At 51.6% G+C, this 24,435-nt stretch carries 25 protein-coding genes and 1 other annotated feature; of the genes, 5 read left to right on the top strand and 20 right to left on the bottom strand.

Annotated features, from left to right (window positions below; all coding sequences use genetic code 11):
* Window positions 1-4: 4 nt before the first annotated feature.
* The 9 genes from arnA to SBO83_RS03075 all read right to left on the bottom strand — a co-directional run bounded on the left by arnA (window position 5) and on the right by SBO83_RS03075 (window position 10,698).
* On the bottom strand, window positions 5-1,987 hold the full coding sequence (gene arnA, locus SBO83_RS03115) for a bifunctional UDP-4-amino-4-deoxy-L-arabinose formyltransferase/UDP-glucuronic acid oxidase ArnA (RefSeq protein WP_396130417.1): 1,983 nt from the start codon (window positions 1,985-1,987) through the stop codon (window positions 5-7).
* On the bottom strand, window positions 1,987-2,967 hold the full coding sequence (gene arnC, locus SBO83_RS03110; protein WP_396130416.1) for an undecaprenyl-phosphate 4-deoxy-4-formamido-L-arabinose transferase: 981 nt from the start codon (window positions 2,965-2,967) through the stop codon (window positions 1,987-1,989). The genes arnA and arnC overlap by 1 nt, the downstream gene beginning before the upstream one ends.
* Window positions 2,967-4,109 (bottom strand): UDP-4-amino-4-deoxy-L-arabinose aminotransferase, encoded by a 1,143-nt coding sequence (arnB, locus tag SBO83_RS03105; RefSeq protein WP_396130415.1) that lies wholly within the window; start codon window positions 4,107-4,109, stop codon window positions 2,967-2,969. Before arnB ends, arnC begins: the two co-directional genes overlap by 1 nt.
* Before the next feature lie 368 nt (window positions 4,110-4,477).
* Complete coding sequence (btuD, locus tag SBO83_RS03100; protein WP_396130414.1) at window positions 4,478-5,245, bottom strand: vitamin B12 ABC transporter ATP-binding protein BtuD; 768 nt, start codon at window positions 5,243-5,245, stop codon at window positions 4,478-4,480.
* Between the two features lie 19 nt (window positions 5,246-5,264).
* Window positions 5,265-5,816, bottom strand: a complete 552-nt coding sequence (locus tag SBO83_RS03095) for a glutathione peroxidase (RefSeq protein WP_396130413.1) — start codon at window positions 5,814-5,816, stop codon at window positions 5,265-5,267.
* A 61-nt stretch (window positions 5,817-5,877) separates the two neighbouring features.
* On the bottom strand, window positions 5,878-6,879 hold the full coding sequence (gene btuC, locus SBO83_RS03090) for a vitamin B12 ABC transporter permease BtuC (protein ID WP_396130412.1): 1,002 nt from the start codon (window positions 6,877-6,879) through the stop codon (window positions 5,878-5,880).
* 196 nt (window positions 6,880-7,075) lie between these two features.
* Complete coding sequence (locus tag SBO83_RS03085; protein ID WP_396130411.1) at window positions 7,076-8,548, bottom strand: pyridoxal-dependent decarboxylase; 1,473 nt, start codon at window positions 8,546-8,548, stop codon at window positions 7,076-7,078.
* 18 nt (window positions 8,549-8,566) lie between these two features.
* A complete protein-coding gene (locus SBO83_RS03080; protein WP_353503987.1) occupies window positions 8,567-9,949 on the bottom strand; it encodes a diaminobutyrate--2-oxoglutarate transaminase in 1,383 nt (460 codons plus the stop codon).
* 377 nt (window positions 9,950-10,326) lie between these two features.
* Window positions 10,327-10,698, bottom strand: a complete 372-nt coding sequence (locus SBO83_RS03075) for a DUF2502 domain-containing protein (RefSeq protein WP_396130410.1) — start codon at window positions 10,696-10,698, stop codon at window positions 10,327-10,329.
* A 273-nt stretch (window positions 10,699-10,971) separates the two neighbouring features.
* On the opposite strand from SBO83_RS03075, the gene SBO83_RS03070 reads away from it, so the two are divergent.
* Window positions 10,972-11,106 (top strand): hypothetical protein, encoded by a 135-nt coding sequence (locus SBO83_RS03070; protein ID WP_396130409.1) that lies wholly within the window; start codon window positions 10,972-10,974, stop codon window positions 11,104-11,106.
* Between the two features lie 313 nt (window positions 11,107-11,419).
* On the opposite strand, the gene ihfA is transcribed toward SBO83_RS03070, so the two are convergent.
* From ihfA to thrS, 8 genes are all read right to left on the bottom strand, one after another.
* Window positions 11,420-11,716, bottom strand: coding sequence for an integration host factor subunit alpha (ihfA, locus tag SBO83_RS03065; protein WP_004717732.1), 297 nt, complete (start codon window positions 11,714-11,716; stop codon window positions 11,420-11,422).
* A 4-nt stretch (window positions 11,717-11,720) separates the two neighbouring features.
* Window positions 11,721-14,108 (bottom strand): phenylalanine--tRNA ligase subunit beta, encoded by a 2,388-nt coding sequence (gene pheT / locus SBO83_RS03060; RefSeq protein WP_396130408.1) that lies wholly within the window; start codon window positions 14,106-14,108, stop codon window positions 11,721-11,723.
* Window positions 14,109-14,122: 14 nt separating this feature from the next.
* Window positions 14,123-15,106 carry a phenylalanine--tRNA ligase subunit alpha gene (gene pheS, locus SBO83_RS03055; protein WP_353502454.1) on the bottom strand — a complete coding sequence of 328 codons (984 nt, stop codon included), beginning with the start codon at window positions 15,104-15,106 and terminating at the stop codon, window positions 14,123-14,125.
* A 100-nt stretch (window positions 15,107-15,206) separates the two neighbouring features.
* Window positions 15,207-15,331, bottom strand: a sequence feature (Phe leader region).
* On the bottom strand, window positions 15,282-15,326 hold the full coding sequence (gene pheM / locus SBO83_RS03050; RefSeq protein ID WP_133845469.1) for a pheST operon leader peptide PheM: 45 nt from the start codon (window positions 15,324-15,326) through the stop codon (window positions 15,282-15,284). Its footprint overlaps the feature before it by 45 nt.
* 109 nt (window positions 15,332-15,440) lie before the next feature.
* Window positions 15,441-15,797, bottom strand: a complete 357-nt coding sequence (gene rplT / locus SBO83_RS03045; RefSeq protein WP_034791189.1) for a 50S ribosomal protein L20 — start codon at window positions 15,795-15,797, stop codon at window positions 15,441-15,443.
* 40 nt (window positions 15,798-15,837) lie between these two features.
* Window positions 15,838-16,035, bottom strand: a complete 198-nt coding sequence (gene rpmI, locus SBO83_RS03040) for a 50S ribosomal protein L35 (RefSeq protein ID WP_013576135.1) — start codon at window positions 16,033-16,035, stop codon at window positions 15,838-15,840.
* A gap of 96 nt (window positions 16,036-16,131) precedes the next feature.
* Entirely contained in the window at window positions 16,132-16,683 is a 552-nt protein-coding gene (gene infC / locus SBO83_RS03035) for a translation initiation factor IF-3 (protein ID WP_013576136.1), read from the bottom strand.
* A 3-nt stretch (window positions 16,684-16,686) separates the two neighbouring features.
* Entirely contained in the window at window positions 16,687-18,615 is a 1,929-nt protein-coding gene (gene thrS, locus SBO83_RS03030) for a threonine--tRNA ligase (RefSeq protein ID WP_353502455.1), read from the bottom strand.
* Between the two features lie 287 nt (window positions 18,616-18,902).
* On the opposite strand from thrS, the gene SBO83_RS03025 reads away from it, so the two are divergent.
* Window positions 18,903-19,586: a MarC family NAAT transporter gene (locus SBO83_RS03025; protein ID WP_396130407.1), complete on the top strand. Its 684-nt coding sequence runs from the start codon at window positions 18,903-18,905 to the stop codon at window positions 19,584-19,586.
* Window positions 19,587-19,617: 31 nt separating this feature from the next.
* Here SBO83_RS03025 and SBO83_RS03020 read toward each other — a convergent pair whose 3' ends face one another.
* Window positions 19,618-20,250: a transglycosylase SLT domain-containing protein gene (locus SBO83_RS03020; protein WP_396130406.1), complete on the bottom strand. Its 633-nt coding sequence runs from the start codon at window positions 20,248-20,250 to the stop codon at window positions 19,618-19,620.
* A gap of 313 nt (window positions 20,251-20,563) precedes the next feature.
* Here SBO83_RS03020 and SBO83_RS03015 point away from each other — a divergent pair, with 313 nt between their 5' ends.
* The gene (locus tag SBO83_RS03015; protein WP_353502457.1) at window positions 20,564-21,433 is read left to right on the top strand and encodes a fructosamine kinase family protein; all 870 of its coding nucleotides are present in this window, start codon (window positions 20,564-20,566) and stop codon (window positions 21,431-21,433) included.
* 72 nt (window positions 21,434-21,505) lie between these two features.
* On the opposite strand, the gene SBO83_RS03010 is transcribed toward SBO83_RS03015, so the two are convergent.
* Window positions 21,506-22,054: a YniB family protein gene (locus SBO83_RS03010; protein WP_353502458.1), complete on the bottom strand. Its 549-nt coding sequence runs from the start codon at window positions 22,052-22,054 to the stop codon at window positions 21,506-21,508.
* 191 nt (window positions 22,055-22,245) lie between these two features.
* Here SBO83_RS03010 and hxpB point away from each other — a divergent pair, with 191 nt between their 5' ends.
* Window positions 22,246-22,911 carry a hexitol phosphatase HxpB gene (hxpB, locus tag SBO83_RS03005; protein WP_353502459.1) on the top strand — a complete coding sequence of 222 codons (666 nt, stop codon included), beginning with the start codon at window positions 22,246-22,248 and terminating at the stop codon, window positions 22,909-22,911.
* Between the two features lie 11 nt (window positions 22,912-22,922).
* On the opposite strand, the gene SBO83_RS03000 is transcribed toward hxpB, so the two are convergent.
* On the bottom strand, window positions 22,923-23,255 hold the full coding sequence (locus SBO83_RS03000) for a cupin domain-containing protein (protein ID WP_034791198.1): 333 nt from the start codon (window positions 23,253-23,255) through the stop codon (window positions 22,923-22,925).
* 303 nt (window positions 23,256-23,558) lie between these two features.
* On the opposite strand from SBO83_RS03000, the gene kduI reads away from it, so the two are divergent.
* Window positions 23,559-24,395 carry a 5-dehydro-4-deoxy-D-glucuronate isomerase gene (gene kduI, locus SBO83_RS02995; RefSeq protein WP_396130405.1) on the top strand — a complete coding sequence of 279 codons (837 nt, stop codon included), beginning with the start codon at window positions 23,559-23,561 and terminating at the stop codon, window positions 24,393-24,395.
* Window positions 24,396-24,435 lie beyond the last annotated feature (40 nt).

Raw genomic sequence — 24,435 nt, 5'->3', positions numbered from 1 at the left:
ACCGTTATGCCTGATTGTTGTCTGGATTAACCGAACGCAGGAAGAAATCGAGGGTTTTTTCGACGGTTTTATCCATCGCGATTTCAGGGGTCCAGCCCAGCAAACGCTTGGCATTCTTGATGCTCGGCGTGCGGTGCTCAACGTCCTGATAACCTTTGCCGTAGTAAGTGCTGCTTTCCACGGATTTGAAACCGGCAAACGGCGGGAACTGGTCACGCAGTGGGTGAGCTTCAAAGCTACGCAGCAGCATCTCGGCCAACTCGCGAATACTGGCTTCGTTGGTTGGGTTACCGATGTTGATGATTTGGCCATCACAGCGATCTTCTTTGTTCTCGACGATGCGGAACAGCGCCTCAATACCGTCAGTGATGTCGGTAAAGGTACGTTTTTGCTCGCCACCGTCAACCAGCTTGATGGGAGAACCTTCAACCAGGTTGAGGATCAGCTGAGTAATGGCGCGTGAGCTGCCGATACGGGCTGCATCCAGGTTGTCCAGACGCGGACCCATCCAGTTAAATGGACGGAACAGGGTGAAGCGCAGCCCCTCTTTCACGCCGTAAGCCCAGATAACGCGGTCCAGCAGCTGCTTAGACACCGAGTAGATCCAGCGCTGTTTGTTGATTGGGCCAACAATCAGGCGAGAAGTATCTTCGTCGAACTCTTTATCGTCACACATGCCATACACTTCAGAAGTGGATGGGAAGATGATGCGTTTTTTGTATTTCACGCAGTCACGAACGATTTTCAGGTTCTCTTCGAAGTCCAGTTCGAACACGCGCAGTGGGTTACGGGTGTATTCGATTGGCGTTGCGATCGCCACCAGCGGCAGGATCACGTCACATTTCTTGATGTGATACTCGATCCACTCGGAGTGAATGCTGATATCGCCTTCAACGAAGTGGAAGTGCGGGTTATCCATGAAGCGGCTCACGGCATCAGAGCTGATGTCCAGACCGAAAATTTCATAGTTATCTTCGCGCAGCAGGCGCTCGCTCAGGTGGTTACCGATGAAGCCGTTAACCCCTAAGATCAGCACGCGAGTGCGGCGTTTCATCACCGCCGTTGGCAGCGAGCTGAGTTTAACGTCAGGCATGATGCCCAGTTCCAGCGCCAGGCGAGAACCTTGAACGTAGAGACCGGATTCACTCTGGCCCGCCAGAATTTCCAGCGCGCCTTCGCCACAAGCCACTGCCAGCGGATCGCTGGACAGCACGGTGCCCGGCTGTTTGTCGTGGGCGGTGGCCAGCGGACGTGAACGCCAGATAGTCATTTTACGCTGACCGAGGTAAGTGAAAGCACCCGGGTAAGGTTCGGTCACGGCACGGATCAGGTTATTGATTTCAGTCGCAGATTTGTGCCAGTGGATCTCACCGTCAGCGGCGGTACGGCGGCCGAAGTAGCTCGCTTGAGACTCATCTTGCGGAGTCAGCGTCACGTTGCCCTGCTTGATTTTTGGCAGGACGTCGGTCAACAGCACTTTTGCCGCGTCACGCACTTTGGCATGCAGCGTCAGCGCGATATCGTCGCTGCTGATTGGCACCGCCAGCTGGCCCACGATGTCACCCGCGTCAGGGCGTTTAACCATCTTATGCAGGGTCACGCCTGTCTCGCTTTCGCCTTTCAGTAGCGCCCAGTTAACCGGCGCGCGGCCACGGTAGCGAGGCAGCAGAGAGCCGTGCAGGTTGAAAGCGCCCTGCGGTGCCAGCGACAGCACTTCTTCGCTGAGCATGTTGCGGTAGTAGAAGGAGAAAATCACGTCGGGCTGCAATTCACGGATACGATCAACCCACAGAGGGTGATTCACATCTTCCGGTGCATAAACCGGCAGGTTCAAACCCGCGCCCACGCGGGCTACGGAAGAGAAAAAGTTATTTTCGTCTGGCGAATCAGTATGAGTAAATACTGCTTGTACGTCATAACCCGCGTCAACTAAGGCCTGAAGCCCCACGCAACCAATATCATGGTAGGCAAATACAATCGCTTTCATTACTCTTCTTCCTGGCTGTTTTCGTCAGAACGTATTCCAACGACTTTTTGAACAAAATAACGGGGACGCGCACGAACATCATTGTAGATACGCCCGATGTATTCACCGAGTAATCCCATACCCACGAACTGTGCACCAATAAACATAAATAAGACGGCAAAGAGCGTGAAGACGCCTTCAGCGGCCCAAACTGGACCATGAATCAAACGCATGAGGATCAGGAAGACCGCCAGCACGAATCCAAACAGCGCGATGGCGCTGCCCACTACGCTGAGCATACGCAACGGTGTGGTGGTCAAACAGGTGATTAGGTCGTACATCAGGTTGATGAGTTTCATCAGGCTGTACTTAGAATCGCCAAATTCGCGTTCCGAGTGCTGCACCGGGATTTCCACCGTTTTGCGCGCAAAGGTATTGGCCAAAATAGGGATAAAAGTGCTGCGCTCGTGGCAGTGCAACATGGCTTCGATGATGTGGCGGCGGTAAGCGCGGAGCATGCAGCCATAGTCACCCATGGATTTACCGGTGGCGCGCTGGATCATCATGTTGATAACCTTTGAGGCGGACTTGCGGAACCAGGAGTCGCGGCGATTAGCACGCACGGTACCCACCACGTCATAACCTTCTTCGGCTTTGGCCACCAGACGCGGGATCTCTTCCGGCGGATTCTGTAAGTCAGCGTCCAGAGTGATAACCAAATCGCCCGATATGTGGCTAAAACCGGCCATGATCGCCGAGTGCTGGCCGTAGTTACGGTTAAGTAGCACCGCAACGACACAGTTTTCAGGGACTTCAGCCGCTTCGGTTAGCATTTCGGCTGAACGGTCGCTGCTGCCATCATCGATTAAAATAATTTCATATTTTTGAGTCAGTTGGCGGCACGCTGCTTGGGTACGCGACAGCAGTGCTGGAAGACTCTCTTCTTCGTTATAGACCGGAATAACGATCGAAACTTTACGAATGGGTTCAAATTGCGCCACTACTGCTTCTCCAGAAGTGAAAAAAGGGCTGCAACAACGCGATCAACATCGCTGTCCTGCATATCGGGGAACAGAGGTAAGCTGCACAGGCGCTCGCTGTTCCATTCAGTATTCGGCAGGCTAAGTTCTGGATAACGCTCGCGATAATACTTTTGCGTGTGGGCCGCACGGAAATGCAGTCCGGTGCCGATACCCTTGGCTTTTAAACGCTCCATCAACTGGTCGCGGCTAAAGCCTAAACGATCGGTGTCGACGCGGATCATAAACAGGTGCCAGGCGTGCAGGTGCGGGTAGTCAGGGGATTTCATCGGGATGAAAGGTGAACCCTGCAGCTTCTCTAAATAGAGATTCGCCAGCTCGGTGCGTCGGGCATTGATCTCAGGCAGACGGCGCAGTTGCACCACGGCAATCGCGGCCTGAATGTCAGAAAGATTGTATTTGAAGCCCGGCTCAATCACTTCGGCCTGCGGCTTACGCCCCTGCACCTCACGATCAAAGGCATCGACCACCAGACCATGGAACTTAAGCGCGCGCACTTTGGCTGCCAGCTCGTCGTCGTCAGTGGCCACTAAACCACCCTCGGCGCAGGTCATGTTTTTAATGGCGTGGAAAGAGAAAATGGCCGTGCCCTGCGAACCCACCCAGCGATCGCGATAACGCGTGCCTGCCGCGTGCGCCGCATCTTCTACAATGGCGATGCCGTGCTGTTTAGCCAGAGCATAAATAGGGTCGAGATCCAACGGGGCGCCCGCGTAATGCACAGGAATAATCGCTTTGGTGCGTGGGGTAATTGCCGCCGCGACGTCGTCTGCGTTGATCATTAACGTATCAGGGTCAACGTCAATCATAACCGGCTCTGCACCAAGCAGAACAATCATGTTCAGGGTGGAAACCCAAGTTTGAGAAGGGGTAATGACTTCATCGCCAGGGCCAATGCCCAAGGCCATCAGGGTGACGTGCATCCCCCCCGTTGCCGATGCGACGGCGATAGCATGCTTACATCCGAAGGTCGCCGCAAAATCCTGTTCGAGCTGGTTCGCCTGTGGCCCTGTGGTGATCCAACCAGAGCGCAGAACCTGACTCACAGCCTCAATTTCTTCCTCACCCATTGACGGGCGAGAGAAAGGCAAAAAATTTTCCATGACACTATCCCAATCCCAAAGAGGTAATAACTCAGTTCAGACTCTAAAGCGGTTTGATTTAACAATAATTAAACGCCGAGCCGAAATAATCGGAAACATTGCCAACACAAGCTTAATTTAACCTTAAGGCGCGTCAAGTTATCTGTAAAGAAAATAGGAAAAATGTGAATCAACCGATATATTCGATAATGAATAGAGTAACTATTTCAGTCACATAGCGGGAGTTATTAAGAATTCTGAAAAATTAAATACGCTATTTCTTAAGACTCAGCAGGGAAAATTATTGTTAGCCCGCGATCTATTATTGGAGAGCAATAATATTGTAAACAAGCATTACTTAAATAATAAGTTTGTCATATTAAGATGAATTAATGTGCAATAACGGCAGGCACCGCGCTCAGCCAGCGCTGATTTCCAACGTTATGCATTTGAAAATCCACGCTAAATACTTTAGAAAGCCTTTGAGGCTGCATAATGTCCGTACATTCTCCTGACGCCACCACCTGCCCCGCTTTCATCAGCCAAACCCGGCGGGCATGGTGCAAGGTATGGTTGAGGTCATGGTCGCTCAGAATGGCAATTCTGCCACTGGCGCAATAGTGATCGATAAGGCCGTCCAGTGCTTGCTGTTGAGCCACATCAAGGCTATTGGTCGGCTCATCTAACAATAAGAGTTGGCTTTGCGGATTGAGCGTCGGCCAGACCTGTAACAAAGTCGCCGCCAGCCTGACCCGCTGCCATTCACCGCCAGAAAGCCGTGTTACCGCGCGCTGGAGCTTATCATCTAAATGCAACTCGCGGGTTAAAAGCGTGATAGTGCCTTCGACCAATTTAGCCTCGGCCATGGCGGGCTGATGCAGGGACAAATACTGGAACACCGGCATCATGGATATCGGTGCAGACTGCTGACACAGATACCCTCTCCGCCTTGCCAATTCTGCCCCGGACAGGGTATCTAAAGGTTTTCCTGAAAGGCTGACGCTCCCTGCTCCCTGCAGCAAGCCCGCCATGCGGGCCAACAGGCTGCTTTTCCCCGCGCCGTTCGGCCCGATAATGTGGACGCGGCTGCCAGCCTCCACTTGAGTGGAAAAAGCCCGCAGCCGCTCGGCTACGCTCAGGTTATTGCATTCCAGCATCAGCGTTTCGGCCCCAAAGTTACTTGGTTAATGCTTGTTTAACTGCACTAACCAGCTGGGCATCTTCCGGAGTCATGTCTGGCGCGAAACGCTGGATCACTTCGCCATCGCGGCTCACCAGAAATTTTTCGAAGTTCCACAGAATGTTGCCTGGTTGCGCCGGGGCGCGACCTTTGCTGGTCATACGCGCCAAGAACTCGCTACCCTCTGGCTCTACGGCCTTCGGCTGGGCAGAGATCAAAGCCTTATACAGCGGGTGACGGTTCTCGCCATTCACCTCAAGCTTGCTGAACATCGGGAATTTCACGCCAAACTGGGTGGTACAGAAGCTGTGGATCTCTTCTTCCGTGCCCGGCTCTTGCGCGCCAAACTCATTACACGGGAAGCCTAAGACTTCAAAACCTTGATCGTGGAACTCTTCATACAGCTTTTCCAGTCCCTCATACTGCTTGGTCAGGCCGCACTCGGAGGCCACATTCACCACCAGCAGCACGGAGCCTTTAAACTCACCCAGCGTGGTTTTTTCGCCATTAATTTTCTTCAGTTCAACGTCAAAAATTGCATTACTCATGATTATTTCCCGTTATGATTTGCAGGTTTAGTGACTCGTTTTTCTTCAAAATCTATTCGATTTAGGCGGACTTAAGCAGCAGCCAGATAAAAAGCGGCGCACCCAATGTCGCCGTGACGACGCCAATTGGCAGTTCGGTCGAATAAAGCGCGATGCGCGCCAGCACGTCGGCAAGCAGCAGAACGCTGCCCCCGGCTAAGGCGCAAGCAGGTAATAAATGTCTTTGATCGGTGATGCCACACAGCCGCAATATATGAGGGATCACTAAGCCAACAAAGCCGATCACCCCGGCCAGCGCGACGCTCAGCCCCACCACCCAGCCGACGGCGAGCACCAGCAGGTTGCGCCACACGGCGACGGGTAAGCCTAATTGCTGCGCCTGCGCTAAGCCCAGCGACAGCAGATTCAGCGATTTACCTTGGGCAATCATCCATATCAGAGCCGGAAGTAACATCAGCCCCAGCCAATATTGCCGCCAGTCTATCCCGCCGAAGCCGCCCATCATCCAGTACATCAACTGGCGTAAATCCAGATTACTGCTGAAGTAGACCGACCAGGTCATCACGGCGCTGCACACGATGCCAATAGCAATGCCAATCAACAGCAGACGGGCATTGGCTAACAGCCTTTTGCTGGCGAAATAGAGCAGGATGAAGGTGGTGATCAGCGCCCCGGCGATGGCGGCCAGGCTTAAAATCCAAACGGGAGTTAACCCATTGCCCAGCATCACGCACAGCACCAGCGCCACGCCTGCGCCGTTGGCAACGCCCAGCAAGCCTGGCTCGGCCAGCGGGTTTTCAAACAGCGCCTGCATCACCGCCCCGGCTACCGCCAGCGCACTTCCGACCAGAATCACTGCCAGCGCGCGAGGTAAACGCAGTTGCCAGACAAACAGCTGGTTTTGAGCATCAAACCATTCACTCGGCCAAAGCCACTTCTCACCGGCGCACAGGCTGAAAATAAACACCAGCAGCAGAAACCCCCCAAGCCCTCCTAGCCGCGCATAGGCGTGGCGACGCTGTTGGGACTCAAGCTGGCGAAAGGTGGGATTGTGGTTTAGCAAAGAGACATTATCCTGAGGCGATACACGGCACTCGGCCATCAATAAGTGAAAGCTATCCTACCGATATTAGTCGCTTAGCTCTATAGCCGCCTGCACGACGGCCTGTGCTTTTTCTTCAGCAGATAAAAACCAATAAAAAAGCCGATAACATAATCATGTTATCGGCTTTAATGGCGATTCGCTCAGAGTGTGCGGATTAGGCGTTCAGCAACTTCTGCCCCGTGCTGTCGACCAGCGCCAGCAACACCTGAATGTCTTCCAGCGTGACGGTTGGGTTCAGTAGAGTCAGTTTCAGGCAGGTTATGCCATTTGACTCAGTGACGCCCACATTGGCGCGGCCAGAATCTAACAGCGCATCACCAATGCGTTGGTTCAGCAGTGCAATCGCTTCGTCGCCCGCACCGGCCAACTGCTCTGGGCGGTAACGGAACAGCACGCTGGCTAACTGCGGCTTCATCACCAACTCAAGGGAAGGCTGCTCGGTAACATACTGAGCCACTTCCTGAGCCAGCGTCACGCCGTGGTCGATGATTTCAGCGTATTGCTTCTGACCCAAGGCTTCCAGACCCATCCACAGTTTCAACGCGTCGAAACGACGGGTGGTCTGCAAGGATTTGGACACCAGATTCGGCACGCCCTGCGCTTCGTCAAATTCTGAGTTCAGGTAAGCCGCCTGATAGCGCATCAGTTCGTAATGGCGAGCTTCTTTGAGCAAGAACGCGCCACAGCTGATGGTCTGGAAGAACTGCTTGTGGAAGTCCAGAGTAATGGAGTCCACCAGCTCAATGCCGTCCAGATAGTCGCGATACTTCTCGGACAGCAACAGCGCGCCGCCCCAGGCTGCATCGACGTGAACCCAGATCTGCTGCTCGGCAGCCAGCTCGGCAATAGCACGCAGCGGATCGATAGCGCCCGCATCGGTGGTACCTGCGGTCGCCACGATAGCCAGAACCTGTTCGCCGTTGGCTTTCGCCTGCGCCAGCTTGTCGCGCAAATCGTTAAGATCCATGCGCGCAAACTCATCGGTTTTCACTAAGGTCACGGACTGATAGCCCAGACCCAGCAGCGCCATGTTTTTCTGCACGGAGAAGTGGGCATTCTCAGAACAGAAGACTTTGATTTTACGCAGATTGCCGACTAAACCATCCTGCTGGATGGAGTGGCCCTGACGAGCGAAGAAGGCGTCGCGCGCCAACATCAGGCCCATCAGGTTACTTTGGGTGCCGCCGCTGGTGAATACACCGGCGTCGCCAGCCTGATAACCGACTTGGGTGCGCAGCCATTCGATCAGCTTCATCTCAATGATGGTGGCTGACGGGCTTTGGTCCCAAGAGTCCATGCTCTGGTTGGTGGCGTTAATCAACACTTCCGCAGCTTGGCTAACCACCAGACTTGGACAATGCAAATGCGCCACGCACTGTGGGTGATGCACGGACAGACTGTCTTTTAAGAAATACTCGATCGCACGTTCAATCGCTGCCTGATTGCCAAGGCCTTCAGGGTTGAAATCCAGCGTGATACGTTCACGCAGTTCAGCGACCGTTTTGCCCTGATACATTTTAGGCTGCTGTAGCCACTGCACCACGGCCGCGCTGCTCTGCGCAATGGCCTGCTGGTAAGCCTCGGTGCTCTGCACCGAGGACGCCAGAATTGGGTTTAACTTGGACATTGTGTTCAACTGCTCCATTTAGACAGGCTTGATGCCAGCGGCTAACAAGGCCTGTTCAAATTTATCCAAGAATACGCCCAGCTCTTCGTTAGTGATCAACAAAGAAGGCAACAGGCGCAGAACGCAACCGTTACGGCCGCCACGTTCCAGAATCAAGCCTGCTTCGAAGCATTTTTTCTGTAGCAATGCGGACAACTGTCCGTCTGCCGGGTAGCAACCCATGTGGTCCTGAGGCTCGTTTGGCTTAACAATTTCGATACCCATCATCAGGCCCAGACCACGAACGTGACCAATCACCGGGTAGCGTTTTTGCATTTCGGCCAATCTTTCTTTCAGCCATTCGCCCTGCGCAGCCACTTTGTCAGCCACTTTCTGGTCTTTGAGGATCTTCAGCGTGGTCAGGCCGGTAGCCATCGCCAGCTGGTTGCCACGGAAAGTCCCGGTATGGTGGCCCGGCTCCCACGCGTCAAACTGCTTCTTGATACCCAGAACGGCCAATGGCAGACCGCCGCCCACGGCTTTCGACATCACGATGATGTCTGGCTCAATGCCAGCGTGTTCGAAGGCGAAGAACTTACCGGTACGGGCAAAGCCAGCCTGAACTTCGTCGAGGATCAGCAGAATGCCATGCTCTTGAGTCACTTTACGAATGCGCTGCAACCACTCAACCGGAGCCGGGTTAACCCCACCCTCGCCTTGAACAGCTTCCAGAATGACCGCCGCAGGTTTGCGCACGCCACTCTCAACGTCATTGATCAGGTTTTCGAAGTAGTAGGTTAATGCTTTCACGCCAGCATCGCCGCCGATACCCAGCGGGCAGCGGTATAGGTGCGGGTAAGGCATAAACTGAACTTCTGGCATCATGCCGTTAACCGCTTCTTTCGGAGACAGGTTACCCGTCACCGCCAGCGCACCGTGGGTCATCCCATGGTAGCCGCCAGAGAAACTGATCACGCCGCTGCGGCCAGTGTGTTTCTTAGCTAACTTCAGCGCAGCTTCAACCGCATCGGCACCCGATGGGCCAGTGAACTGCAGGCAGTACTCTTTACCCTCTCCCGGCAACAGCGACAGCAGGTATTCTGAGAACTGATCTTTCAACGGCGTTGTCAGATCGAGAGTATGTAACGGCAAGCCGCTGGTAATGACATTTTGTATGCTTTGCAACACATCCGGATGGTTATGTCCTAAGGCTAGCGTTCCCGCGCCAGCAAGGCAGTCAAGATATTGATTGTTCTCAACATCGGTGATCCAAACCCCTAGGGCCTTCGCAATTGCAAACGGCAATTTGCGTGGATAGCTCCTAACATTCGATTCAAATTCAGCTTGTCTCGCTAAATAGGCTTCATTGTTTCCGTTTAATGAATTCGCACCAAAATTATCAATACGGACTTTATCCGTCATCATATCTCTCCTACAACTGGGGGTTATCGCTAACGCCAAAGTTGAATAAATGAATAAAAAATTAATCACAGTGTGTAAAACGCGGCCAATATATGGCTTTTTACTCCTCGGCTCAATAATTTATTTTGTTAAGGTTTGTTTATAATTTTTATCATAGGAATCAATAAATTGGCCGTTAATTGACCATGTTAAATCTGATAACGCGCTGAGGCGTCCATTCAACGGCTATAAAAAGGCATTTCAATCAGCAAGATGGCGGCCTTAAAGGGTTTATAACTCAGGGATTAAAACGGGGATTTGAGAGGAAAAACGGGAGAAAAAAGCACAAAAAAGCATCTTTTGTAGCCGGTACCGCGTACCGGCTAAGTGATGAGAGATTAACCTCGAGCTCCCTGTGGCGGAAGTGGCTGATGATTATCATCGCGACGGTCGTCAGGATGCGGCCTGCCGTGGTCATAGGGCTGACCGTGTTGATAGTGAACGGGTCTTGGCGGCGGGGGCGGTGCTGGCTGCCAACGGTCGCCGCGCCAGTACATCCCGCGATTGTTACGCTCGCCGACATAATGCCCCTGATGAGCATGCCACCACTGAGGCGCTCGCCAGTCGTAGCCGTCCCAGTAGTATCCACGATGGTCTTGGTCGCCAATGTGCAGCGTCACCCCCGGCGTGTTGATATCAACCACCACGTTGGCCTGCGCAACCACGGGTAAGGCCAGTACACAGCATAAGAGTAAGAATGATTTATTCATGGTATCCGCCTTATTAGTTTGCGTCGTGCTCAGGGCAAAACTTATAACAAGGGGAATAAATTAGGCTATCGGATAACAGGAGTTTTGCGGTTAACTTTCTTCTTGCTTACTCAATTAAAACAAATGTATCTCACGGCAAATAAATCATTAAATCGCCCATGGATAACTCGACAAATATTATAGTGGCCTTAACAGATCTTAACGTTAGCCTGACAACAATCTGATGACTATCTATTTATACTGAGAGCGTTTATTCAGATAGAGGATATTTCCATGCGTAGAATATTAGCTTTCGTTGGCATCACTCTGGTTGTCATAAGCCTTAGCGGCTGCATCTTCCCCGGCCCTTACGACCACGGCGGCTACCATGGTGGTTATCATCGCGGTTACTACGGGCATCCTTATTAGTAGTATTTTTTATTAAGTCATTACTCACTGGCATGAGTAAAAAACACAATGATTATTTTTCATCAAGGGACTTCGGTCCCTTTTTGTTTGTTTGATTTTTTATTTCTTCAACCAGCAAACAAATTTAAATAAACGATCAAGACCGATGAAATTAATCTATCAGACTATTCCTGAAGGCTAAAGCCTCTTAACGTTATTTTTTCAAACTCTAATTAAAATCTTTAAAAATGGCAGTCAGGAAAAGAAGGATGTGGACTTTGACAGGTAAAGCATAAAAAAAAGGCCGCTTTCGCGACCTTTTTGTCCAACTCACTTACTCTTTAGGAGTGGCATTCTCAACCCGGCTTTTCAACTTCTGCCCCGGACGGAAAGTCACCACACGGCGCGCCGTGATAGGAATATCTTCGCCGGTTTTCGGGTTACGTCCCGGACGTTGGTTTTTGTCACGCAGATCGAAATTGCCAAAACCAGACAATTTAACTTGTTCGCCATTCTCCAAAGCGCGACGCACTTCTTCGAAAAACAGTTCGACCAGGTCTTTGGCATCCCGTTTGCTAAGCCCAAGCTTCTCAAACAGGTGTTCTGACATTTCAGCTTTAGTAAGCGCCATAGGTTCAATCCCTCAAGGATGCTTGGAATCGCTGTTTTAGAGCCTCTACGCATTTTGCAACGGTAGCGGCGATCTCCTCTTCTTCCAGTGTACGAGCGGTATCCTGCAATACCAGACTGATGGCCAAGCTTTTATAGCCTTCAGTCACGCCCTTCCCACGGTACACGTCAAATAAGTTTACGCCAACTACCTGATTTGCGCCAACTTTCTTACACTCTGCCAAAATATCGTCTGCGGCAACGTTTTCAGCCACGACAACAGCGATGTCACGACGGTTAGCTGGGAAGCGAGAAACCTCCTTCGCATCAGGCAGCACGCGGTCTGCGACCTTATTCCACAGCATTTCGAACACCACTGTGCGACCGTTTAGATCCAGCTTACGTTCCAGCTCTGGGTGTACTACACCAATAAAACCAATACGTTCGCCGCGTAAATAAATTGCTGCACTCTGTCCCGGATGCAGTGCTGGATTCACTTCAGCTTTAAACTGAACGTCATCCAATTTGCCGGTAAGCTCAAGAATCGCTTCAAGATCACCTTTCAAATCGTAGTAGTCAACCGCCTGACGCGCCAGATCCCAATGCTCTTCATTTTTGTTACCTGCGATCACACCAGACAGCATGACGTCCTGACGGATACCCAAATCAGCTTGTGTATCAGGAACAAAGCGCAGGCCACTTTCAAAAATACGCACGCGGTTCTGCTGGCGATTCTGGTTATAAACCACTGAAGTCAGCAGGCCAGTCCACAGAGAAAGGCGCATGGCTGACATTTCTACCGAGATTGGGCTTGGCAGAATCAGGGCTTCTTCGCCCGGATGCAGTAAATTCTGAATTTTCGGATCAACGAAGCTGTAGGTGATCGCTTCCTGGAAACCGCGATCCACCAGCAGGTTTTTCACCCGCTTCAGGGACAAATCGGCTTCGCGATGCTTGGTCATTTCCAGATTAGCCTTAACCGGCACGTCAGGAATGTTGTTGTAGCCATACACGCGGGCCACTTCCTCGACCAAATCTTCTTCGATTTGCATATCAAAACGCCAGCTTGGCGCAACCGCCGTCCAGCTTGCGCCGTGATGCTCTACTTTGCAGCCAAGACGAGTCAGGATGTCGGTAACCTGTGTGTCTTCAACGTGATGACCAATCAGGCGATCCAGTTTTTCACGACGCAGCTCAATAGTGGCCGCTTTTGGCAGGTCTTTTTCAGAGGTGACATCGATAACCGGTCCAGCCTCACCACCACAAATCTCCAGCAGCAGCGCAGTGGCGCGCGCCATGGCTTTGAATTGCAGCTGTGGATCAACACCACGCTCGTAGCGATGGGATGCATCAGTATGCAGACCCTGACGGCGGGCGCGGCCGGTGATGGACAGCGGGTTGAAGAAGGCGCTTTCGAGCAGGACGTCCTGCGTCTCTTCGTTTACACCGGAGTGCTCACCACCGAAAATGCCGCCCATGGCTAAGGCTTTCTCGTGGTCAGCAATCACCAGCGTGTCGTCATTCAGCTTGGCTTCGGTGCCATCAAGCAGTGTCAGCGCTTCATCTTTCTTCGCCAGACGCACAACGATGCCGCCCTGAATGCGATTGAGGTCGAAGGCGTGCATTGGCTGGCCAAGTTCCAGCAGCACGTAGTTGGTGATATCAACCACTGGGTCAATGGAACGAATGCCACAACGACGCAGCTTTTCACGCATCCACAGTGGCGTAGCGGCTTTAACATTAATGCCTTTAACTACGCGGCCAAGATAGCGCGGGCAGGCTTCGGTTGCCTGCACGTCAATTGGCAGCACGTCGCTGATGGTGGCAGCCACAGGCGACATATCCGGCTCGGTCAGAGCGAGCTGGTTAATCACCGCGACGTCGCGCGCCACGCCGATGATGCCCAGACAGTCGGCACGGTTTGGGGTCACGCTGATTTCAATGGTGTTGTCATCCAGTTTGAGGAATTCACGGATGTCAGTACCGATAGGCGCGTCCAGTGGCAGCTCAATGATGCCGTCATGGTCGTCGGAAATGCCCAACTCGGAGAAGGAGCACAGCATGCCTTCTGAAGGCTCACCGCGCAGTTTCGCAGCTTTGATTTTGAAGTCGCCCGGCAATACCGCGCCGACGGTGGCTACAGCAACTTTCAGACCCTGACGGCAGTTCGGGGCGCCACAAACGATGTCTAGCAGGCGATCGCCGCCGACGTTTACTTTTGTCACGCGCAGTTTATCGGCGTTAGGATGCTGGCCACACTCGACCACTTCACCCACGACAACGCCGTTAAAGGCACCGGCGACAGGCTCAACGCCGTCGACTTCTAGCCCGGCCATGGTGATCTGGTCGGATAATGCTTCGCTGCTGATGGCTGGGTTTACCCATTCACGCAACCAAAGTTCGCTGAATTTCATGTGATATTCCCGCCTTACTTAAACTGTTTGAGGAAACGCAGATCGTTTTCGAAGAAAGCGCGCAAATCGGTTACGCCATAGCGCAGCATGGTCAGACGCTCCATGCCCATACCGAATGCGAAGCCCGAATAGATTTCTGGATCGATACCTACGTTGCGCAGCACGTTTGGATGCACCATCCCGCAACCCAGTACTTCCAGCCATTTGCCGTTTTTGCCCATGACGTCAACTTCAGCGGAAGGCTCGGTGAATGGGAAGTAAGACGGGCGGAAACGAATCTGCAGATCAGCTTCAAAGAAGTTATTCAGGAAGTCGTGCAGCGTCCCTTTCAGGTTGCTGAAGCTAATGTCTTTATCAACGATCAGCCCTTCCATCTGGTGGAACATCGGGGTGTGAGTCTGGTCGTAGTCGTTACGATATACGCGGCCCGGCGCAATAATGCGGATCGGCGGCTGCTGGCCTTTCATGGTACGAATTTGTACGCCAGAAGTTTGGGTGCGCAGCAGGCGGGTAGCGTCGAACCAGAAGGTGTCATGGTCGGCACGCGCCGGGTGGTGGCCTGGAATATTCAAGGCGTCGAAGTTGTGATAGTCATCTTCGATTTCAGGGCCGGTGGCGACCGAAAAACCTAACTCGCCAAAGAAAGTTTCAATACGGTCAATGGTGCGGGTCACTGGGTGTAAACCGCCATTTTCGATACGACGGCCCGGCAGTGAAACGTCGATGGTTTCTTCTGCCAGACGGGCGTTCATCGCCGCTGACTCAAGCTCGTTCTTACGCGCATTCAGCGCTTCCTGAACTTCTTGCTTCGCCTGGTTAATGACTGCACCTGCTGCTGGGCGTTCTTCAGCAGGTAATTCGCTCAGCGTTTTCATCTGGAGCGTAAAATGGCCCTTCTTACCCAAATATTCGACGCGCACTGTTTCTAATGCGGCAATATCCTGAGCACTCTCTACGGCGGCCTTGGCACTGGCGACCAGTTCTGCGAGATGTGGCATTGCTTTCCTCTTCTTCTGGCTTATATGGCCGGATGTGAAATAACCGGTAATTTATCAGGGGCGCGCGTTAAGCCCTGAACCTTAGTAAATAAAGAACAGATACAAAAAAGCCTCCACGAGGGAGGCTTAGGCGCTACTTTTCGTTTCTTCTCTTACGCGCGAAAGCCTTCCTGAATCAGGCGCTAAAGTAAAAAAAGAAACGGAAAATAGCAGTGTTCATGCTTGCGTTACCTTGTTGATGCTCAGTTTTCTGGAGTTAATGCCACACTGTGAGATGACAACTTGACTGATTATAAACAAAAAAGAGGGAGCAAGCTCCCTCTTTTTAGCTGACTTACGCCAGAGCTGCTTTCGCTTTTTCTACCAGTGCGCTGAACGCGAACTTATCGAAAACTGCGATATCAGCCAAAATCTTACGGTCAATTTCAATAGAAGCTTTTTTCAAGCCGTTAATGAATTTGCTGTAAGACATGTCGTTCTGACGAGCTGCTGCGTTGATACGCGCGATCCACAGCTGACGGAACTGACGTTTCTTTTGACGACGGTCACGGTAAGCGTATTGACCAGCTTTGATAACAGCCTGGAATGCAACACGATATACGCGCGAACGGGCACCGTAGTAACCTTTCGCCTGCTTTAAAATTTTCTTGTGACGTGCACGTGCAATCACACCACGTTTTACGCGAGCCATATGCTCTCCTGAGTATTATTCTTGATTAAAAAAAGTGTATTTATGCGTACGGCAGACATGCAGAGACCAGACCCAAATCGTTCTTGGATACCAGGCCTTTTGGACGCAAGTGACGTTTACGCTTAGTAGCTTTTTTGGTCAGAATATGACGCAGGTTAGCGTGCTTACGCTTAAAACCACCGTTAGCGGTTTTTTTGAAGCGTTTAGCGGCGCCACGTACTGTTTTGATCTTTGGCATTTTAAATTCCACTTCGCATTGTTAATTACATGAATCAGAAAGGCGAACTAAACCCACGCAGCGCAAGCACTGCGCGGGGGAAGTTACTTGGAAGCCTTACTGTTTCTTCTTAGGTGCGAGCACCATGATCATCTGACGGCCTTCGATCTTCGTAGGGAAGGATTCGACAACGGCCAATTCAGAATCTTCACACAGGTCTTTACGGACGCGGTTAAGCACTTCCATACCGATCTGTTGGTGCGCCATCTCACGCCCACGGAACCGCAGGGTGATTTTGGCTTTATCGCCATCTTCCAGAAAGCGAATCAGGTTGCGTAGTTTGACCTGATAGTCGCCATCATCGGTACCAGGTCGGAATTTGATTTCCTTAACCTGAATAACTTTTTGCTTCTTCTTCTGCTCTTTGGTCGACTTGCTCTTCTCGTAGAGGAATTTGCCGTAATCCATGATTCGACAAACTGGCGGTTCGGCATTCGGACTGATTTCTACTAAATCGACGCCCGCTTCCTCAGCTTTTTCAAGAGCTTCATTCAGACTGACAATACCAATCTGCTCGCCATCGACGCCGGTGAGGCGAACTTCTTGCGCGCGAATCTCTTTGTTAATGCGATTAGGACGCGCCGGTTGAACTCGTTTTCCGCCTTTAATACTTTATTCCTCCAGTTGATGAAGACTTCTGCTGCGGATTTCCGCCAGCAGTTTGTCAACGACTTCGCTAACGTCCATGCTTCCCAAGTCTTTTCCGCGGCGGGTACGAACGGCAACTTTGCCTGCTTCGACCTCTTTATCGCCACAAACCAACATATAAGGGACACGGCGTAGCGTGTGTTCGCGAATTTTAAAGCCAATCTTCTCATTTCTCAAGTCGGCTTTAACGCGAATGCCTGCATCTTGCAGTTTTTTAGTTAATTCTTCGACATAGGCAGCTTGTGTATCGGTAATATTCATTACCACTACCTGAACCGGAGCAATCCACGTTGGGAAGAAACCTGCATACTCTTCGGTAAGAATACCGATGAAGCGTTCCATAGAGCCCAAAATTGCTCGGTGAATCATTACTGGCACTTGACGATCGTTGCTTTCGCCGATGTAAGACGCGTTCAAGCGACCCGGTAATGAAAAGTCGAGTTGCACGGTACCACACTGCCACGCACGATCCAAACAATCATGCAAGGTGAATTCAATTTTCGGACCATAAAACGCGCCTTCGCCCGGTTGATATTCGAATTCAATCTTGTTTTCAGTCAGTGCAGCAGCCAAGTCATCCTCGGCTTTAGTCCACATTTCGTCAGTACCGATGCGCTTCTCAGGACGGGTGGAAAGTTTCACCACAATCTTTTCGAAACCAAAAGTGCTGTACATGTCGTAAACCATGCGAATACAGCTGTTTACTTCGTCACGGACCTGCTCTTCAGTACAGAAGATGTGCGCATCATCCTGAGTAAAGCCACGAACGCGCATCAGGCCGTGCAATGCGCCAGATGGCTCATTACGGTGACAGCTACCGAACTCAGCCATACGCAATGGCAGGTCGCGGTAGGATTTCAAACCTTGGTTGAAGATCTGCACGTGGCCTGGGCAGTTCATCGGTTTGATGCAATACTCACGGTTCTCGGAAGAGGTGGTGAACATCGCGTCTTTATAGTTATCCCAGTGACCTGTTTTTTCCCACAGTACGCGGTCCATCATGAATGGGCCTTTGACTTCCTGATAGTCGTAAGACTTCAGTTTCATGCGCACGAAGGCTTCCAGCTCGCGGAAAATAGTCCAACCGTCGTTGTGCCAGAACACCATGCCTGGCGCTTCTTCCTGCATGTGGTACAGGTCAAGCTGCTTACCAATTTTACGGTGGTCTCGTTTGCTGGCTTCTTCAAGGCGTTGCAGATAAGCATTTAACTGCTTCTTCTCAGCCCACGCGGTGCCGTAGATGCGTTGCAGCATTTTGTTTTTGCTGTCGCCACGCCAGTAAGCACCGGAGGTTTTCTGCAGTTTGAAGTGATGGCAGAAACGCATATTTGGCACGTGCGGACCGCGGCACATGTCGACGTATTCTTCATGGTGATACAAGCCTGGCTGGTCATCATGACTGATGTTCTCATCCAGAATTGCCACTTTGTATTGCTCGCCACGGCTTGCAAAAGTATCGCGCGCTTCCTGCCAGCTGACTTTCTTTTTAATTACGTCGTAATTCTTTTCAGCCAACTCGTGCATACGCTTTTCAAGCAGATCGAGGTCTTCCTGAGTCAGCGTGCGATCGATATCAACGTCGTAATAGAAACCGTTGTCGATAACTGGACCAATGGCCATTTTGGTGTTCGGCCACAATTGTTTGATTGCGTGACCTAACAAGTGCGCACAGGAGTGACGCAGGATTTCCAAACCGGCTTCGTCTTTGGCAGTGATGATCGCTAACTGTGCGTCCTGAGTAATGAGATCCGTTGCATCAACCAATTCGCCGTTTACGCGGCCAGCGATACAGGCTTTCGCCAGACCTGGACCGATATCAAGGGCGACATCAAGGGGAGAAACGGGAGCATCAAACGAACGCTGACTTCCGTCAGGAAGAGTAATAACTGGCATGTTAATTCCTTATCTACAGTGGTGCCCCACACGACAGAGCACATATAGAAAATATTTGGGTTTAAATTCATTTAGTTAGTTACGCTATTCAGCTCTACTTTGCCGAATACATGCACCTGTAAGGCCCCGACTTCATTGCCTCAAGATGCGACGTAAAAAACGCCAGCCAGTGTAACATTCGTAAAGCGCAGTTTTCCAGCAACCTTGGTTGCTTAATGGTGCTATTTTTCGTGTAATTATCTGCACAGCACTCATATTGAAAGGATGTTGAAAATGGATGGAAAATCATGACCGAAATTGCCCAATTATTTAAAGCCGTAGGACTGGGCTTAGTGATTCTGTTGCCGCTGGCTAACCCCCTGACCACTGTCGCGCTGCTGCTAGGTCTGTCGGGCAATATGACCACACAGGAGCGCAACCAGCAGTCGCTGATGGCCTCCGTTTACGTGTTCGCCATTATGACCGTGGCGTTTTATGCCGGTCAGTTGGTGATGAATACCTTCGGGATTTCCATTCCGGGGCTGCGTATCGCCGGGGGGCTGATTGTCGCCTTTATCGGTTTTCGCATGCTATTTCCTCAGCCACACGCTGAAGAGAAGACCATGGTGGAAAATAAAACCGAGGAGATGAAGAAGCAGGACTCGCCAAACATCGCCTTTGTACCGCTCGCCATGCCAAGCACCGCCGGGCCGGGGACCATTGCGATGATCATCAGCAGCGCCTCTGCCATCAAAGACGGGGTGGACTTCCCTGAGTGGGTGATTGCCATCGCGCCAGTGCTGACCTTCTTCCTCATCGGCCTGATCCTGTGGCTCTGTTTAAGAAGCTCTGGGGCGATTATGCGTCTGGTGGGGAAAAGCGGGATTGAAGCGATTTCGCGTCTGATGGGGTTCTTGCTGGTGTGTATGGGCGTTCAGTTTGGCATTAACGGCATTCTGGAGATTATTTCACACTACCCGCCAGCAGCCTGATTGGGCTTCTGACGGATAGAATGAACAGTGCTTATCTCATGGCCAGATAAGCGTTGTTCACTTTCCACAGGTAGCGAGGGGCCTGCGGAGCTGGGTGTTTTTGCTGCACGTGTTCGTAGAACTGTTGTGGCGTCATCTGATTAATCTTGGCTACAGCGTAAGTTCTGTCGCTGGAGAAGGTTCTCAGTAGTGCCCCTGCACCGTTTACATAAGCCACTGTTGTTGCATAACGCCGCGTTTGTGGGTCGCTGATACCCGCCAACTGTTGCTGCAACATGCTTAGGTAAGCTGTACCTAAATCGATATTCACCGCGGGATCTTTCAACTCATGGGTGCTGGGTTGCCCGTAGCGCCCTTTCATCCGGTAAGCATCACGCCCTGCCGTCGATGCTTTTAACTGCATCAGGCCAATCGCGTTAGACTTACTGACCACCGTCGGATTAAAACCTGACTCAACCTGAATAATCGCCTTTACCAATGTTTCATCAACACCATAGGTATTTGCCGCCTGGTGTATCACACTGCCGTAGGGTCCTTCATGCATCATGGACGTATCCGGTAATGCGGCCGGCGGATTCAGAAAGTGAGTCCGTTGTACCGGCGTTTCTTTAGCGCAACCCGCTAATAAAAGCGCGGCCATCAAATAAAGAATGTTTGGTTTCACGTTATGCCTCTCGCGACTTTGACGAAAGCCAGCATATACATCTTCTTCGCACACCTGAATATATTTTTAGTCTATGCTGAATAATGTTCTGTTAAACAAAGGTATTAGGAAAGAGTCGATAAGATAATTCTGCTTATATATGCACTAATAGCGTCACTAATTCCTAATTTCATATTCTCTTTGTGACAAATAGATGAAGCAGATCACGCGTATTTACTTCACAACCTGATTTTGCTGTGGGCCAGATCGGGTTTTTCAAGTGAGAAAGACGCTAACTTAATGAATAATCAGGCCAGTCAGAAGGGGTGATTCCATGTGGCAAGCCGTTAATCGTTTGTTAAGTGAACATCTTGGTAGCGCCGAAATCCGTGAACGGGTTGAGCTTCCCGGGGGTGAAATCCACCCAGCGTGGCGACTCAGTTATGGAGACAGGGATATCTTCGTGAAATGTAATTCACGCGAGATGCTGCCCATTTTTGCCGCCGAGGCTGACCAACTCGCCTTACTCGCTCGCAGTAAAACGGTGAAAGTGCCTGAGGTGTATGGCGTGGGCAGCGACCGTGATTACAGCTTCCTCTTACTTGAATATCTCCCTCTTAAACCCTTGGATCAGCACAGTGCTTACCTGCTAGGCCAGCAGCTGTCGGCCCTGCACCAGTGGAGCGAACAACTCCAGTTCGGGCTTGATTTTGATAACGAGCTGGCAACACTGCCCCAGCCCAATAGCTGGCAAAAACGCTGGTCGAGCTTCTTTGCCGAGCAGAGAATTGGCTGGCAGTTACAGCTAGCCGCCGAGAAAGGCATGGTGTTTGGCAATATCGAAGATATTACGGAAAAGGTTCGCGCCCGGCTGCATAACCACCAGCCGCAGCCCTCTTTGCTGCACGGCGACCTGTGGCCGCACAACTGCGCTTTATCCGAGGGTGGCCCGGTAATTTTCGACCCGGCCTGCTACTGGGGAGATCGCGAATGCGATTTTGCCATGCTGCCTTTATATCCCAATGTCCCCAGCTATATTTACGATGGATATCAAAGCCGTACTCCCCTTCCCGACGATTTCACCCTTCGCCAGCCGGTTTACCAATTATATTATCTGCTCAATCGCAGTAATCTTTTTGGCGGTCAACATCTGGTGGTGGCGCAACGGGCAATTGAACGATTAATGCAGAGCGACGGGGCATAATAAAAGAGCCTGAATCTATGACGGATTCAGGCTCATTGTTTGCCGCTTAATACTGACCTTGCGAATTAATTCTCAGGCAATTAAACCTAATAATTTGAGAATGAAATAGGCAATCACTGCCAGAATAATCGGCAGGATATAAAGTGGGAAATATTGCACAAAAATCGTGTGTCGCGGTAAGACGATGCGCTCTTCGATTTGCTGCTTAGTGCGCCCTTCGCCCTCTTTCGCCTGCTCCAAAATCAGCTGATCCTGAATGCCTTCGCGAATATGTTTAACCTGGCGTGACATGCGCGCACCTGAAGCCTGTAGCGCCAGACCGACAAAAATCAGCCAGTAGATAATAAAGAACACGATGTTAGCCGTGGTGAGGCCCTGCCCGAGCACCGGAACCGGCGAGTTGTACCAAAACATATTCAAGAACGAGGTGTTGAAACGCACCATATCGACCATGACATGGACGAAATCCAACATCACCGCGTTAATCCCCTGCTGGGCTTTACTGTGCTCATAGACAAAGTTCAGCAATGAAATGATGGTCGACAGTAATGCGGGAATGAAAACCACCCAACCCAAGATCCGCTTTAGTACGGCAACGCGCCCGGCCTGTTGATACGTCATGAATTCCCCTTGTGAAGACGTCTCAGATATCGACTAAGTCTACCCGCAGATTAGGAGTGTCGCCCACTGTTTTAATGGCTTAGACACAAAGTCAGACAATATTTCCGTTTACCGGGCGCGATGTATCTGACTTCTGCCCTGAGCCAACGAGTGATAGAGTGGCGAAAACCTCAACCATGGAGAGAAAAACAATGGCGTACTCGCGTCCTATTGCTGCGGCAATATTTGATATGGATGGTCTGCTGATCGACTCTGAACCCCTGTGGACACAGGCCGAGCTGGATATTTTTGGCGATTTGGGATTAGACCTGTCGCAGCGCCATTTGCTGCCTGACACGCTGGGTTTGCGCATCGATCAGGTAGTGCGGATGTGGTATCAGGCCATGCCTTGGCAGGGGCCGACGCAGGAGGAAGTGACGCAGCGCGTGATTGCTCGCGCCATCGAACTGGTGGAACAGACCCGCCCGCTGCTGCCCGGCGTCACCCACGCCTTAGAGCTGTGCCGCGATCAGGGGCTGAAAATTGGTTTAGCTTCGGCTTCTCCGCTGCACATGCTGGATAAAGTGCTAGAGATGTTTAACCTTACCGGCTACTTCCAAATCCGCGCCTCCGCCGAGCACCTGCCTTACAGCAAGCCGCACCCTGAAGTCTATATTCAGGCAGCCGGCCAGTTGCAGGTTGACCCGCTGAACTGCGTCACGCTGGAAGACTCCTTTAATGGCATGATTGCCACTAAGGCCGCCCGCATGCGATCTATCGTGGTGCCAGACCATGAGTTCAGTGAAGACCCGCGCTGGGCGCTGGCTGACATTAAACTCTCCTCCCTTGAGCAGCTGCGCGCCGAGCATATTCGCTAAATATTATAGTTTTACAGAAAGTCCGCGCGCTTGGGTGAAAAGGTGTCAATCAGCACACTGCCTTGCTCAAGCGCCACCACGCCGTGCATCTCGTGCTTCACCGCCCGGTACGCATCCCCGACGCCCAGGATCTTCTTCTCGCCTTCTATCTCCACTTCAAAGCTGCCCGCCGCCACATAAGCAATCTGGTCATGAATATCATGCTTGTGCGCCACGCCAATTGCCCCTTTGTCGAAGTGCACCGCGACCATCATCAGGTCATCGCTCCAGGTCATGATTTTGCGTTTCACGCCGTGCCCAAGCTCTTCCCATGGGGTTTCTTCATCTATAAAGAACGTTTTCATCGCAGCGCCTTTTGGTAGGAATTAAAGAGGGAAAGCGAGCCTTAACGGCTCAAACCTGAAAATCATTCTACTCGCCCTTCTCTAAGGCTCGAGGATCAGTTTCGATAATCTTGACCTCCCTCATAAAATAAATAAAACATCATTTCATTTTTATTGAATTCATATGCCAATGACTTTATGCTGCACAGACCAAGGACGAGCCGGCGATTTGATCTTTGTGGTGATGTCACTGCCACGCGTCACCTCAGTCAGCGCCGACAACTCCTTCCTTCATTGCACTTACCACGCACGAGAGGCACCGACATGCAAGTCCGTCAAAGCATCCATAGCGACCACGCCAAACAGCTCGACACCGCGGGATTACGTCGCGAATTTCTGATTGAGAAAATCTTCGAAAAAAACAACTACACCATGACGTACAGCCATATCGACCGCATTATTGTCGGCGGCGTGATGCCGATTGATGCCAAGGTGTCGGTGGGTGACGAAGTGGGCAAGCAGCTTGGTGTGAGCTATTTCCTTGAGCGCCGAGAGCTTGGGGTGATTAACATTGGCGGTCCGGGCCTGATTGTGGTCGATGGCACCACCTATGAGATTGGTAACGAAGAAGCCCTGTATGTCGGCAAAGGGGCGCGAAACGTTGAGTTCAGCAGCCTCGACCCGGCCAAGCCTGCCAAGTTCTATTACAACAGCGCCCCGGCCCACACCACCTTTCCGAACAAGAAAATCACGCTGGCCGAGGCTTCTCCGCAGACCATCGGCGACCCGGCCACCAGCAACCGTCGCACCATCAATAAGTTTATCGTTCCTGACGTGCTGGAAACCTGCCAGCTGACCATGGGCCTGACCAAGCTTGAGCAAGGCAGCCTGTGGAACACCATGCCCTGCCACACCCACGAGCGCCGGATGGAAGTCTATTTCTACTTTGATATGGACGAAGAAACCGCCGTATTCCACATGATGGGCCAGCCGCAGGAGACGCGTCATCTGCTGGTGCACAATGAACAGGCCGTGATCTCCCCAAGTTGGTCGATTCACGCCGGCGTGGGCACCAAGCGCTATACCTTTATCTGGGGCATGGTGGGTGAGAATCAGGTATTTGATGACATGGACCACGTGAAGGTCAGCGAACTGCGCTAATCGGCCAGCAGAGATATCTTTCGGCCGAGCGCCGTTGTTA

Origin of the sequence: Ewingella allii (assembly GCF_044430645.1) — a bacterium.
Taxonomy (GTDB): domain Bacteria; phylum Pseudomonadota; class Gammaproteobacteria; order Enterobacterales; family Enterobacteriaceae; genus Ewingella; species Ewingella allii.
Note: the sequence above shows the minus strand (reverse complement) of the source record. Positions and strands in the feature narration are given on the sequence as shown.